The sequence below is a fragment of the Streptomyces sp. NPDC102283 genome (genome assembly GCF_044766265.1).
Lineage (GTDB): Bacteria > Actinomycetota > Actinomycetes > Streptomycetales > Streptomycetaceae > Streptomyces.
Genome location: NZ_JBIWLQ010000036.1, coordinates 1 through 12,966, shown reverse-complemented (window position 1 = coordinate 12,966; position 12,966 = coordinate 1). Strand labels below are relative to the sequence as shown.

Genomic DNA, 12,966 nt, shown 5'->3' with positions numbered 1-12,966 from the left:
CGGCTTTCGAGGGTTGGATGAGCGGGGGTAGTGCCCTTTGGGCGGGCCTCTACCTCTGCCGTGTCCGGCGCAAGGTGAGCAGGCCGTGGCAAGCGAAGAGCACCGCGGTGAAGGCAAGGCCGATACCGGCGGCCTGGCGCATGTCGGGGACCTCCACCGCCGTGGCGGCGACGGTCAGCACCCCGACCACGGCCACGACCGCCAGCTTCCCGCCGCCCGGAACGCTGAATCCGGTGAACTCCCCGGGGTTCGCCTTGCGGTGGCGTCGGAAGGCGATGTAAGAGGCGACGATCAGCAGCCACACCAGGAGGACGGCGAAGATGGCGATCGACATCATGATGTTGAAGAGGCCGCTGACGTCGTAGAAGGCCAGCAAGGCGGCGACGGCGATACCCAGGGACGAGACGGCCAGGGCGATCGCGGGGACGCCGCGCTTGCTCAGCTTGGCCGTCGGCGCCGGGGCCAGGCCGTCGTCTCCGAGCGAGTGCAGCAGCCGGGATGCGCCGTACAGGTGGGCGTTGGCGGCCGACATGGCCGCGATGAGCACGACCGCGTTGGTGAGGGTCGCCGCGGCCGGCACGCCGACCTCGGAGAAGACCCGCACGAAGGGGCTCGCCTCGACGCTTCCGTCCCCCTCCGCCAGCTTGCGCCACGGGATCAGCGCGAGGACCAGGGTGATGGCGAGAAGGTAGAAGAAGCTCAGCCGCCAGGCCAGCTGGCGCATCGCGGTACGGATGGTGCGCTGCGGGTCGACCGCTTCCGCGGAGGCGATGGCGACGACCTCGAACCCGGCGTACGCGAACATCACGACGGACATGGCCAGCCAGATGGATTCCAGGCCGTGCGGCATGAAGCCACCGTCGTCGGAGAGGTTGGCGAAGCCGGAAGCCTCCGTGTCGGGCAGACCGAAGAAGACCAGCAGTGCGGCGCAGAGGATGAACGCGCAGAGCGCGATCACCTTGATGCTGGAGAGCCAGAACTCCGTGGTGCCGAAGGACTTCACACTGATGATGTTGACCGCGAGGACGATCGCGGCGACCACCAGGATCGCCGCCGACATCGGCACCTCGGGCCACCACCAGCGGATGTAGAGCGCGGAGGCGACGACCTCCGTACCGATGACGACCACGGCGCTGAACCAGTACAGGTAGCGGCTGAGGAACCCGGCCCACGGGCCGAGGTAGCGGTGCGCGATGGTGCCGAAGGAACCCTGGACCGGATGGGCGGCGGACATCTCGCCGAGCAGGACGGCGATGATGGCGACCAGGACCGCGCCGATCGCATACGCGACGATCACGGCGGGGCCGGCCACGGATATCGCGGTGCTGGAGCCGAGGAAGAGTCCGGTGCCGAGCGCGGAGCCCAGCCCGATCATGGTGGTCTGCCGGTGGGTGAGGGAGCGGACCAGTCCTTCACCGGCGGGCGACGGTCTGGTGCCGTCGGCTTCGGAGGGCGGGGCGAGCGGTGCGGAGTCGCTGGGTGCGGCCATGGCGGTGGGGCCCTTCTGGAAGGTGATGGGGGAGGGAGAGGGGCAGCGACTCAGAATTCGCTGGTGCGGAACGGCTCCGCCGGTGCGTTCAGGTCCGGCTTGCCCAGGACCTTCGGCGACGACAGTGCGTAGATGCCGTGGTTGGTCAGCGTCCACGCGATGTTGCGGTCCCACTCCACGTACACGCCGTGGGTCTGGTTGCCGTAGGCGTAGTCCGCAGTGGAGGGGCCGTACGCCTTCGGGACGAAGTACGCCGATATCTCCGGCGACGCGGGCTTGGAGACGTCGAAGAACTGCACGCCCGCGTTGTAGAAGCCGTAGCTCAGGACACCGGGGGTGTGCCGGCCCGGGTTGGTGTAGTAGCCGGTGCGTTTGGGTCCGAAGCTGCCGCGGCGCTGGCAGTAGTCGTCGATGCCGGCGGCCTTCGGCGGGGTCGGGCGGGGGAGGACGCCGACGACGCGGGGCTTCTTCGGATCCCGTGCGTCGATCTGGTAGACGTCCTTGTAGGGCTCGTAGCAGTCCTCGGTGAGCGGGTAGCCCGAGTAGTAGATCATTCCGGTCTTCTCGTACTGGGAGACGTCGATGTTGTCACCCTCGGTGCCCGCGACGGAGGCCGGCAGGTCCAGGTGGCTGACGGTCTTCATGTTCGAGGGGTTCGAGACGTCCAGTACCGTCAGGCCGTAGCCGCCCATGGCGGCGAAGGCGTAGCGTCCGCCCTTCTCGACGGGCTTGGGGAGGAAGAGCGGCATCCGGGCGCCCATCCAACTGGTCCGGTTCCCGCAGCGCGGGTTGTTCCGGTACGCGGCCTCCTCGCCGGTGCGCTGGCCCGGCAGGTGCCAGGTGTCGAGGAGCTTCGGACGGGCCGGGTCGGACATGTCCCAGGACTGGTAGCCCGCCGAGTGCAGATTGGTGGGGTACTCGGTGCCGGAGTAGGTGTCGTTCGGCGCCGCGGCGATGAACATGTACTTCTCGCCGGTCCAGTGCGGCACGTCGATCGAGCCGGAGCCCTGCTGTGCCGTGGCCGGGTCGGTGTTCAGGGGGCTCGCCTGGGTGGAGTCGGTGGAAACCGTCGTCAGCAGCTTCCAGTCCTTCTTGCGGGGGCCGTCCAGGCGGAAGACCTTGAACCCCTTGAGCCCCGGCTTGGCCCGCAGCTTCGCGACGCCCTCCGGGTTGTTGAACTTGTCCTTGGGCGGGTGGTCGGAGAGTTCCGAGATCTTGCGTCTGCTCTCGAAGCTTTGGACCATGACGTACGCGTTCAGCTTCTTGTTCCACTGGATGGTGGACGCGCCCCAGTAGTCGTGCGCCGCCCAGTCGCCGTTCGCCCGGGTCTCGTCGCCGCCCACGTCCTCGCGGCTCATCCTCTCGACCACCTTGACCTTCTTGACGTCGGTGATGTCGTAGACGCGGCCGTCGGAGCGGCTGTACTGGAAGAGGTAGCGGCGGCCGTCGAAGTCGACGATGTTCTGCCAGGTATGGAAGTAGTCGGGGGTGAAGTCGGCTCCCTCGTAGGCGGCTTCGACCTTCATGTTCTTGATGTACGAACGGGTGTCGTACTTCTTGTTGCGGCCCGGGAAGGAGTGTTCGTTCTGCTCGTCGACCGGGGTGAGCGCGGGATGCCGGAAGCTGCCGTCCAGTTGCATGCCGTACGAGCCGGGGTCGGCCGGCCCGGGGCGGCGGTCCTCGCACGCGTCGAGGATGTCGGGGTCGGTGGCGGCGACGGCCGTGGCGCCGGTGGTGTCCGCGCCGGAGACACCGGGAGCGAGGAGAGTGGCCGTGGTGGCGGCGGCGACCACCGCGGCGAGGGCGGCGTTTCTGCGGAGGGGACGCATCTGACGGTCCAATCGGAGCAGGAAGGGAGCGGGATGTGCCGTGTGCCCCTGGGGCGGGCGCGCGGGACGAATCAGGTGACGGTGGGGCGCTGCCGGAATTCGGGGCTGCGGTGGTCGCCGTCGGTCACGACGGCGAGCAGTTCGCGGACGGCGTGCAGGACGTCCGCGTGGGTGACGTAGAGGGCGTTGAATCCGAACCGGAGCAGGTCCGGGGCACGCATGTCGCCGATCACACCGCGGGCGGTGAGCGCGGCCACCAGCGGGTACGCCTCCGAGTGGCGCAGGGCGACCTGGCTGCCGCGGCGGGCCGGGTCGCGCGGGGTGGCCATGGTGAAGCCGAGGCCGTCGAGGAGTTCGTCGGCGCACTCCTGGAAGAACCCGGTCAGGGAGAGGTTCTTCTCCCGTACCGCCGTCATGTCCACCCCGTCGAAGGCGGTGAGCGCGGCTTCGAGGGCGAGGAGTGACAACAGCGGCGGAGTGCTGATCCGGGCCCGGCTGATGTCCGCCCCAGGGGTGTACGTACCTGCCATGGCGAACGGCTCCGCGTGTCCGTGCCAGCCGGTGAGGGGGTGGTCGAAGTCCGGCTGGTGCCGCCGGGCGACATAGGCGAAGGCGGGCGCCCCGGGGCCGCCGGAGAGGTACTTGTAGCCGCAGCCGACCGCGAAGTCCGCCTCGATGGAGTCGAGTTCGACGGAGAGGGCGCCGGCCGCGTGGCACAGGTCCCAGTGCATCAGGGCGCCGGCGGCGTGCGCGGCGGCGGTGAGCGCGGCCATGTCGTACAGCTCGCCGGTGCGGTAGTCCACCGGGGCGTAGGCGGCCACGGCGACGTTCCCGGCTTCGTCGGCCAGCACCGTGGCGGCCTCGCGGGCCGGTACTCGGCGGACGTCGAGCCCGAGGAGTCGGCCAACCGAGTCGGCGATGTACTGGTCGGTGGGGAAGTGGTCGGGATCGGTCAGCAGCAGTCGGCGTCCGGGCCGCATCCGGGCGGCTGCCAGCAGGGTGTTGAAGAGTTGGACGCTGGTGGAGTCTCCGACGACGGTCTGTCCTGGGGCCGCGCCGATCAGTCGGCCGAGTGCGTCGCCGGTCCGGGTCGGCGCCTCCCACCAGCCGTTGCCGTTCCAGGAACGGATCAGGTCGGTGCCCCACTGGCGGTGCACGGCGTCCTCGACGACCGCCGGGACGGCGGCGGGAAGGGCGCCCAGGGAGTTGCCGTCGAGGTAGACGATGCCTTCGGGGAGGAGGAAGCGGGCGCGGACGTGGGCGAGGGGGTCGGCGGCGTCGAGTGCTGTGGCGCGTTCGGTCAGCATGGGGTGTCTCCGTCGTCGTGTGAGGGGGCGCGCCCGGGGGCAGGGGTGGCTTCGCGGTCCCCGGCGAGATCGAGCGCGATGTCCGTGAGCAGGTCCTCCTGCCCGCCGACCAGCCGCCGCCGTCCGGCCTCGACCAGCAGGTCACGGGTGTCGAGCCGGTGGCGTAGGGCCGTGTTCTCGGCGTGCCGCAGGAAGCTGGAGTACACCCCGGCGTACCCGAGGGTGAGGGTCTCCCGGTCGACACGCACGGGCCGGTCCTGCGTCGGTCGTACGAGCTCTTCGGCGGCGTCCATGAGCGGGAACAGCGCGCAGCCGTGTTCCCAGCCCATGAGGTCGAACACCGCCACCGTCGGCTCCAACGGCGCGTTGCCGGCGCCGGCGCCCTGCCCGGCGAGGGAGGCGTCGACGCGGTACGCCCCCGCTTCCACCGCCACGATGCTGTTGGCCACGCCCAGGCCGAGGTTGTGGTGGGCGTGGATGCCGATCTCGGTGGCCGGATCGAGGGCGTCGCGGTAGGCGAGGACCCGGTCCCGTACGCCGTCCATGGTCAACCGGCCGCCGGAGTCGGTGACGTAGACGCAGTGTGCGCCGTACGACTCCATGAGGCGGGCCTGTGCGGCCAGTTCGGCGGGCGGGGTCAGGTGGGACATCATCAGGAAGCCCGAGACGTCCATGCCCAGTTCGCGGGCCAGGCCGATGTGCTGGGCGGAGATGTCCGCCTCGGTGCAGTGGGTGGCGACGCGGACGGAGGTGACGCCGAGGGAGTGGGCGCGGCGCAGGTCGTCGGCGGTGCCGATGCCGGGCAGCAGCAGGGTGGTGAGCCTGGCGCGGTCGAGCACGTCGGCCGCGGCTTCCAGCCACTCCTCGTCGGTGTGTGCGCCGGGACCGTAGGTGACGGACGAGCCGGACAGGCCGTCGCCGTGGGCGACTTCGATGGCGTCGACACCGGCTGCTTCGAGAGCGGCGGCGATCGCCCGGACCTGTTCGAGGGTGTAGCGGTGCGACACGGCGTGCATGCCGTCCCGCAGGGTGACGTCCTGGACGTAGACCTTGGTCATCGGGGGGCCCGGTTCCGTTCGGCCAGGCGCTCGGCGGTGCGCAGCGCGGCGGAGGTCATGATGTCGAGGTTTCCGGCGTAGGCCGGGAGGTGGTGGGCGGCGCCCTCGACCTCCAGGTAGACGGAGACGAGGAGCCGCCCGCCCGGGCCGAGTGCCGTCAGCGGATCGTCGGACGCCAGGGCGCGGAACTGCGGTTCCTGCTTGAGCCGGTAGCCGGGTACGTATGCGGCGACGGAGTCGACCATCGCGTGGATGGAGGCGGTCACCTGCTGGGGGTCGCAGTCGTCGACGACGCAGTGGACGGTGTCGCGCATCAACAGCGGTGGTTCGGCGGGGTTGAGCACGATGATCGCCTTGCCACGGGCCGCGCCGCCCACCTGTTCGAGGGCGCGGGAGGTGGTCTCGGTGAACTCGTCGATGTTGGCGCGGGTGCCCGGGCCGGCCGACCGGGAGGAGATCGAGGCGACGATCTCCGCGTAGTGGACCGGTGCCACCGCCGATACGGCGGCGACGATGGGAACGGTGGCCTGGCCGCCGCAGGTGACCATGTTGACGTTGGGTGCGTCGAGGTGCTCGTCGAGGTTGACGGACGGTACGACGTACGGGCCGATCGCCGCGGGGGTCAGGTCGACGATCGTCTTGCCGTACGGCGCGAGGGCCGCGGCGTTGTGGTGGTGGGCGGCGGCGGACGTGGCGTCGAAGATCACGTCGATCGCGTCGAATCCGTCGAGGGCCAGGAGCCCGGCCACTCCGTTCGCGCTGGTGGGCACGGAGAGGCGGCGGGCCCGTGCGAGCCCTTCCGACTCCGGGTCGATGCCGATCATCGCGGCGGCGGTGACGTTCCCCGATCCTCTGATGATCTTGATGAGGAGATCGGTGCCGATGTTGCCCGATCCGATCACGGCTGCCTTCATCGGACGGCCTCCTTCGCCAGCGGGGCCAGACCGAAGAAGCGGACGGCGTTGCCGCCGAGGACGGCGGTCCTCTCCGCCGGGGAGAGTTCGCTCTCCCGCACGAGCCGGCCGATCTCCTCCTCACCGAGCGGGAAGGGGTGGTCGGAGCCGAGCATCACCTGCTCCCCTCCCATCACGTCCACGAGGAGCCGTAGTGCGCCGGGGTCGAAGACGGCCGAGTCCACGGAGAAGCGGTCGGTGTAGTACGAGGGCGGGTGCGGACTGTCGGCGCGTACGAGGTCCCGGCGGCGCCAGGCGTTGTCGGCCCGTCCCAGGAGGTACGGGAAGCTGCCGCCGCCGTGGGCGAACATCAGCCGGAGCGAGGCCGGGAGGCGTTCGAAGGCACCGGAAAGGATCAGCGAGAGGATGGTCAGATGGGTCTCGCCGGCCATGCCCGCGAGCCAGGCCAGCATGTACCGGGAGAACCTCGGCCCGGACGGCAGGTCCCAGGGGTGGACCAGGACGGCCGCGTCCTCTTCGGCGCAGTGGGCGAGAAACTCGATCAGCGCACCGTGGTCGAGGTCGTGATCGCCGAGGTGGTTGCCGATGTGGACGCCGCGGAAGCCCTGTCCCATGGCATCGCTGACCATCGCGCAGGCCGCTTCGGTGTCCTGGAGGGGCACCTGGCAGAGCGGGGCCAGCCGGTCCGGGGCGTGTTCGGCGTACCGCAGCAGATGTGCGTTGACCGTCCGGCACCACTCGACGGCGCGCTCGGGTTCGAGGTCGTAGCCGAACAGCATGGGGGTACTGGACAGCACCTGGACGTCCACGCCGAGCCGGTCCAGGTCGGCGACGCGTTCCACCGGGTCCCACAGGGTACGGCTCACCGGTCGGTACTCGGTGGGACCGGCCATCATCATTCCGGTGCCAGGTCCGTCCTTGGTGCGCAGCCAGGGGCCGTCGTCGGAGCCGGTGAGCAGCCGGGATTCGGCGCGGCCGATCTCCGGGAAGACGTGGGCGTGCACGTCGACGACGGTCACGCTCCTGCCTCCTCGTCGCGGCGGGTGCGTGGACGCAGCCGTTCGGGCCAGTCCCGGCCGGGGTGCACGGCGGCGCAGCGGGGGCAGGTGCGCGCGGCCGTGTCGGCGTAGAAGGCGTCGAACACCGGGGGCAGGTCGTCGACGATCGAGGTGAGCTGGAGCTCGCTGCGGTGCACCAAGTGGTGGCACTCCATGCAGTACCACTCGAATGCGTCGCGGTGTCCTTGCGGTCGGGCGAACTCGACGACGAGGCCGATGCTGTCCTCCTCCGGCCGCTGCGGGGAGTGCCGCAGGTGTGCCGGGGCGAGGAACACGTCTCCCTCGCGGATGTGGATGTCGCGCGGCGGCCGGCCGTCTTCCTCCATGACGCGGAGCATCATGTCGCCCTTGAGCTGGTAGAAGAACTCCTCGATGGGGTCGTCGTGGAAGTCGGTGCGCCGGTTGGGGCCGCCCACGACCGTCACCATCAGATCGGCGTCCTGCCAGATCTGGACATTGCCCACCGGCGGCTTGAGCAGGTGCCGGTTCTCCTCGATCCACGACTGGAGGTTGAACGGTCTCATGGTCATCGGTGCTGTTCCTTGCTCTGGTTGTGGTGGCCGCTCCGGGGGAGGTGGGCCACGCCGCTGATCTCGATCAGGAGGTGGGGATGGGGCAACTGATGGACGGCGACGGTGGTGCGGGTCGGCCCGTGCTCGTCGAAGTACTCGGCGTAGACCTCGTTGTAGCCTCCGAAGTCGTTCATGCTGACGAGGTAGGTGGTGACCGACACCAGGTCGTCGAGGCCGCCGCCGGCCGCGGCGAGCAACGCCGCGATGTTGTCGAGCACGGCCCTGGTCTGGGCCCGGACGTCGAGGTCGCTCACGCCCATCGGGTCGACGTTCGCGCCGACGAAGGTGCCGTCGGGGCGCCGGGAGCTGGTCCCTGAGACGAAGACGAAGTCGCCCGCGCGTCTCAGATGCGGGAAACGGCCGCGGGGCGGCGCGGCGCCGGGGACGATCACGCGTCCTCCTCGGTGATGCTCGAAGCGGTGGTGCTGGTGAACTGGACGGCACCGAGTCCCGTGACCGACGCCCGTACATGTGCACCGGGAGGCAGCGGTACGGCGGCGGTCGCCGCGCCGGCGAGGATCACGGTGCCCGGCTCCAGCGAGCCGGCGAGCCGGACCGCCGCCGCGAGGGCGCGCAGCGGATGACCGAGGATCGCCGCGGTGGAACCGGTCTCCACCGGACGTCCGTCGAGTTCCAGCAGGACGCCCAGGTTGCCCAGTGTGTTCGGGGGGCCCGGTTCGCTCCAGGGCCCCACGGCGTAGGCCGCGGCCGAGGTGTTGTCGGCGATCACCTCGGGCAGGGAGAACCGGAAGCCGTCGTACCGGGAGTCGATGACCTCCAGCGCGGGCGCCACGGCCGCGACGGCCGCCAACGGATCGGCGCCCGGACGGAGGGTGCTCCCCAGGAGGAACGCCACTTCCGGCTCGACCCGCGGATGGATCAGCCCCGAGATGTCGTAGCGCCCCCCGTCGGGGATCTCCATCCGATCCGTCAGCCGTCCGTGGATCAGATCCGCAACGCCCATCTGCCGCATCTTGGCGAGGCTGGTGAAGCCGAGCTTGAAGCCGGTGAGCCGCTCGCCGCGGTCCAGCCGCCGCACGATCAGGGCGTCCTGAACGGCGTACGCTTCGGCGGTGTCCGCCAGTCCGGTGGCACCGCCCGGCAGCGGACGCGCGTCCAGTGCCGCACGGTCGAGGGACTCGGCCAGAGCCGTGATGTTCATCGGACCGCCCCTTCCGTGTCGACGCGCCCGAAGGCCGCGCGCACCGACCCGAGCCCGTCGATCCGGGCCTCGAACACATCACCCGGCTCGACGGCGGCCATGGGACCGAGCGCGCCGGTGAGCACCGTGTCCCCGGCCCGCAGCGGACTGCCGAGCCGGACGAGTGTGTCCGCCAGCCAGACGGCCGCGTGCAGTGGGTTGCCGAGGCAGGCGACACCCACGCCGGTGGAGACGGGCTCGCCACGGCGCTCCAACACCATGCCGGCGGACCGCAGATCGAGTTCCCGCAGGAGCACGGGTCGTGTGCCCAGCACGTACGCGCCGCTGGAGGCGTTGTCGGCGATGGTGTCCACGGCGGAGATGTCCCAGTCGCGGATCCGGCTGCCGACCACCTCGATGGCGGGCAGCACGAATGCGGTCGCGCGGATCACGTCGGCCACCGTGTGCCGCTCGTGTACGAGGTCACTCTCGAGGACCAGGGCGACCTCGGCCTCTGCCCTGGGCTGGAGCACCGAGCCCCAGGGGATCTCGGCGCCGTCCGGTACGGCGGTGTCGTCGAGGAGGGCGCCGAAGTCCGGCGTTTCAACGCCGAGTTGCCGCTGTACCGCGGTCGAGGTGAGACCGATCTTCCAACCCGTGATGCGCCGGCCGCGGGCGAGGCGTCCTTCGGTCAGGAGGGACTGGACGGCGTAGGCGGCCTCCAGGTCACCGGGCGGCAGCAGGTCACGGACCGGTGCGCACGGAACGCCTGTGCGGCGCGCCTCGTCGAGCCGCTCGGCGGCCCCCGTCACCGGGTCGCGTGGGGCGCCCGTCCTGGTCGCGGTGGAGTCCGTCGTACTCACAGTTTCACGCACACATTCATCGGTTCGGAGAAGAAGTCGAGGGAGTGGTCGCCGCCCTCACGGCCGATCCCGGACGCCTTCACACCGCCGAAGGGCGCACGGAGGTCACGCAGGTTCCAGGTGTTGACCCACGCGGTGCCGACCTCCAGGGCGGGGGCGACGCGGTGGGCGCGGCTCACGTCACCGGTCCACACCGTGGCGGCCAGTCCGTACGGGCCGGCGTTGGCGAGGGTCAACGCCTCGTCCTCGGTGTCGAACGGCGCGAGGTGTACGACCGGGCCGAAGATCTCGTCCCGTACCGCCGGGTGGTCCTCCGGTAGTCCGGCCAGCACGGTGGGTTCCACCCAGAAGCCGCCGTCCCGCTCGTCCCCGAAGCGCGGTGCCCCGCCGCCCGCCAGGACCTCCCCGTCGGCGGCGGCCCTCTCCAGGTGGCCCAGCACCTTGTCCCGGTGGGCGGCGGAGACCATCGGGCCGTAGCCGGAAAGTTCCTTCGCGCCTGTGGCGAGCGCGGCGGCGAACGCGTCGAAGACGGGCCGTTGCACGTACAACCGCTCGGTGCACAGACAGACCTGCCCGCTGTGGGTGAAGGCGGAGCGGAGAGTGCCGGCGACCGCCTGCTCCAGATCCGCGTCGGCGAAGACGAGTCCGGCGTTCTTGCCGCCCAGTTCGAAGGAGACCGGCGCCAACCGCTCCGCAGCCGCCCGCATGATCATCGATCCGGTGCGCGACTCGCCCGTGAAGGCGACGGCGTCCACCCCCGGGTGCTCGGTGAGCCACTGGCCGGCCGCGTCCGCGCCCGGGCCGTGCACGAGGTTGAAGACTCCTGGCGGAACCTCCGCCTCGGCCAGCACCTCGGCCAGCAGACAGGCCGTGCCGGGGGTGAGTTCGGACGGCTTGGCCACCACCGTGTTGCCGGTCGCGAGGGCAGGCGCGACCTTCCAGCTGAGCAGGAGCAGCGGCAGGTTCCACGGCGAGATCACCGCGACGACGCCGAGCGGCTTGTGGACGGTGTAGTTCAGCGCGCCCCGGCCGTCCGGGGTGGCGGTGTGCCAGGACCGTTCGCCACGCCCGGTCAGGAGCCCCGCGTAGGAGCGAAAGTTGGCCACGGCCCGGGGGATGTCGACCGTCGAGGCCAACGCGCGCGGCTTGCCGGTGTCGGTGCACTCGGCCGCGACGAACTCCTCGAAGCGGTCCTCGATCCCGTCGGCGATCTGGTGCAGCAACCTCGACCGCTCGGTCGGGCTCCATACCGCCCACGGCCCGCGCAACGCCTCCCGGGCCGCGCGAACCGCCCGGTCGACCACCTCCCGGGACGCCTGCGGTACCTCGCCGGCAACACGCCCGGTAACCGGGTCAACGAGCGGGAGCGGCACGCCGGACGCGTCGAACCCGCCTCCTACGTAATGCCGTACGGGTGAACTCACGCTGTGGACCTCCGTCATCCAGCCGGGGCATGTCCGAAAGTCGCCCTCGGGTGTGCCGGTATAGTGCACCCGCCCAGCTATGCCGATCCAATGCCAATCGGCGCGTCAGCTATAACGATCCTGGTATGGTAGGGGGGAACCGCCCTCCGTACCCGGAAGGAGCCCGCCGCGATGGACCTTCTGGACGGCCGGTTGAAGTTCCGGCACCTGATTCTGCTCATCGCGGTGTACGAGCACGGGAGCGTCGTACGGGCCGCGGAATCGCTGCACCTCACCCAGCCGGTCGCGACCCGCACCCTTCATGAGCTGGAGGCCCTCGCGGACCTGCCGCTCTTCGTCCGTGTACCGCGCGGGATGCGGCCCACCGTCTACGGCGAAGCCCTGACGGAGCACGCCCGCGCCGTGGTCGCCGAGATTCGCCGGGCCGGGGACCACCTCACCGGACTCCGGCAGGGACGGGACGGCACCGTGACCGTGGGTACCCTGCTGGCCGGAGCCAATGTGCTCCTGCCCCGGGCGGTCGCAGGGCTCAAACGGGAACGGCCCCGGCTCACCGTCGTCGTTCGGGAGGGGACCCCGGACGTCCTCCACCCGGCACTGCTGGCAGGCGAACTGGACGTCATCGTGGGGCGAGTGGGATCGACCCCCACGGAAGGGGACGGGCTGCGCCAACGGAAGCTCTACCGGGAGCCGATCCGGCTCGCCGTCCGCTCGGGCCACCCGCTCCTCGACACCGTGGACGTCACACTCGCGGACACCCTCGGATTCCCCTGGATCCTGCCCGTCGAGCAGACCGCCCTGCGCCAGGAACTCGGTGCCGTCTTCGTCGACCGGGGCCTCACGCCGCCCGCGGACCGCGTCGAGTGCACGTCCATCCTCACCATGCGGGCGCTGCTGCTCCAGACGGACATGGTGGCGCTCCTGCCCGAACTGGTCCTGCGCGAGGACGAGCACCTCGCCGCGCTCCCGGTCGAACTCCCTTCGGTGGGGCGTACGGTGGGCACCACCGAAGCAGCCCGCCGGACACGGACCCCCGCTCTCCAAGCGCTGCTCCGCCACCTCGACCAGGAAGCGGTCCTGCTGCGCGAGACGCTCGACGGGACGTCGGTGGTTGGTTAGCGGTGGTTTTCACAGGCAGACCACGCTGCTGGTCTCGTTGTCACGCTCGTCTTGGCCACGCTCGTACCCTAACCAGCATCATGATCGCCCGGACATGTCCTAGTAGGGCTTTGTTACATCTCTGGGCAAGTGGTCGTGTTGGTGGTTTCCTGCTGGTATGAGGGCGAATGAACTCGCGTCGTGCAGGGGCCG

At 70.4% G+C, this 12,966-nt stretch carries 12 protein-coding genes; 1 reads left to right on the top strand and 11 read right to left on the bottom strand.

The genetic code is table 11. The annotated features are described in order from the left end of the window. Positions 1 to 49: 49 nt before the first annotated feature. From ACIRJT_RS38070 to ACIRJT_RS38020, 11 genes are all read right to left on the bottom strand, one after another. Positions 50 to 1,489, bottom strand: coding sequence for an amino acid permease (locus ACIRJT_RS38070; protein ID WP_403919027.1), 1,440 nt, complete (start codon positions 1,487 to 1,489; stop codon positions 50 to 52). A gap of 50 nt (positions 1,490 to 1,539) precedes the next feature. Continuing rightward, entirely contained in the window at positions 1,540 to 3,318 is a 1,779-nt protein-coding gene (locus tag ACIRJT_RS38065) for a hypothetical protein (RefSeq protein WP_403919024.1), read from the bottom strand. Positions 3,319 to 3,389: 71 nt separating this feature from the next. Continuing rightward, positions 3,390 to 4,625 (bottom strand): kynureninase, encoded by a 1,236-nt coding sequence (gene kynU / locus ACIRJT_RS38060; RefSeq protein ID WP_403919021.1) that lies wholly within the window; start codon positions 4,623 to 4,625, stop codon positions 3,390 to 3,392. After that, on the bottom strand, positions 4,619 to 5,683 hold the full coding sequence (dmpG, locus tag ACIRJT_RS38055) for a 4-hydroxy-2-oxovalerate aldolase (protein ID WP_403919018.1): 1,065 nt from the start codon (positions 5,681 to 5,683) through the stop codon (positions 4,619 to 4,621). The genes kynU and dmpG overlap by 7 nt, the downstream gene beginning before the upstream one ends. Further along, positions 5,680 to 6,597, bottom strand: coding sequence for an acetaldehyde dehydrogenase (acetylating) (locus ACIRJT_RS38050; protein ID WP_403919016.1), 918 nt, complete (start codon positions 6,595 to 6,597; stop codon positions 5,680 to 5,682). Before ACIRJT_RS38050 ends, dmpG begins: the two co-directional genes overlap by 4 nt. Then, positions 6,594 to 7,616, bottom strand: coding sequence for an amidohydrolase family protein (locus tag ACIRJT_RS38045; protein WP_403919013.1), 1,023 nt, complete (start codon positions 7,614 to 7,616; stop codon positions 6,594 to 6,596). Before ACIRJT_RS38045 ends, ACIRJT_RS38050 begins: the two co-directional genes overlap by 4 nt. Next, positions 7,613 to 8,185 (bottom strand): 3-hydroxyanthranilate 3,4-dioxygenase, encoded by a 573-nt coding sequence (locus tag ACIRJT_RS38040; protein WP_403919010.1) that lies wholly within the window; start codon positions 8,183 to 8,185, stop codon positions 7,613 to 7,615. Before ACIRJT_RS38040 ends, ACIRJT_RS38045 begins: the two co-directional genes overlap by 4 nt. Further along, on the bottom strand, positions 8,182 to 8,619 hold the full coding sequence (locus ACIRJT_RS38035; RefSeq protein ID WP_403919008.1) for a RidA family protein: 438 nt from the start codon (positions 8,617 to 8,619) through the stop codon (positions 8,182 to 8,184). The genes ACIRJT_RS38040 and ACIRJT_RS38035 overlap by 4 nt, the downstream gene beginning before the upstream one ends. Further along, positions 8,616 to 9,389 (bottom strand): 2-keto-4-pentenoate hydratase, encoded by a 774-nt coding sequence (locus ACIRJT_RS38030; protein WP_403919005.1) that lies wholly within the window; start codon positions 9,387 to 9,389, stop codon positions 8,616 to 8,618. Before ACIRJT_RS38030 ends, ACIRJT_RS38035 begins: the two co-directional genes overlap by 4 nt. Further along, the gene (locus ACIRJT_RS38025; protein ID WP_403919002.1) at positions 9,386 to 10,231 is read right to left on the bottom strand and encodes a 2-keto-4-pentenoate hydratase; all 846 of its coding nucleotides are present in this window, start codon (positions 10,229 to 10,231) and stop codon (positions 9,386 to 9,388) included. The genes ACIRJT_RS38030 and ACIRJT_RS38025 overlap by 4 nt, the downstream gene beginning before the upstream one ends. Beyond that, positions 10,228 to 11,655: an aldehyde dehydrogenase family protein gene (locus tag ACIRJT_RS38020; RefSeq protein ID WP_403918999.1), complete on the bottom strand. Its 1,428-nt coding sequence runs from the start codon at positions 11,653 to 11,655 to the stop codon at positions 10,228 to 10,230. The genes ACIRJT_RS38025 and ACIRJT_RS38020 overlap by 4 nt, the downstream gene beginning before the upstream one ends. Before the next feature lie 171 nt (positions 11,656 to 11,826). Between ACIRJT_RS38020 and ACIRJT_RS38015 the strand changes: the two genes are divergently transcribed. After that, positions 11,827 to 12,774, top strand: a complete 948-nt coding sequence (locus ACIRJT_RS38015; protein WP_403918996.1) for a LysR substrate-binding domain-containing protein — start codon at positions 11,827 to 11,829, stop codon at positions 12,772 to 12,774. Positions 12,775 to 12,966 lie beyond the last annotated feature (192 nt).

Coding starts and splice junctions, on each gene's coding strand:
- dmpG (WP_403919018.1), bottom strand. CDS start 5,683: ATGACCAAGGTCTACGTCCAGGACGTCACCCTGCGGGACGGCATGCAC.
- ACIRJT_RS38030 (WP_403919005.1), bottom strand. CDS start 9,389: ATGAACATCACGGCTCTGGCCGAGTCCCTCGACCGTGCGGCACTGGAC.
- ACIRJT_RS38015 (WP_403918996.1), top strand. CDS start 11,827: ATGGACCTTCTGGACGGCCGGTTGAAGTTCCGGCACCTGATTCTGCTC.
- kynU (WP_403919021.1), bottom strand. CDS start 4,625: ATGCTGACCGAACGCGCCACAGCACTCGACGCCGCCGACCCCCTCGCC.
- ACIRJT_RS38065 (WP_403919024.1), bottom strand. CDS start 3,318: ATGCGTCCCCTCCGCAGAAACGCCGCCCTCGCCGCGGTGGTCGCCGCC.
- ACIRJT_RS38040 (WP_403919010.1), bottom strand. CDS start 8,185: ATGACCATGAGACCGTTCAACCTCCAGTCGTGGATCGAGGAGAACCGG.
- ACIRJT_RS38050 (WP_403919016.1), bottom strand. CDS start 6,597: ATGAAGGCAGCCGTGATCGGATCGGGCAACATCGGCACCGATCTCCTC.
- ACIRJT_RS38070 (WP_403919027.1), bottom strand. CDS start 1,489: ATGGCCGCACCCAGCGACTCCGCACCGCTCGCCCCGCCCTCCGAAGCC.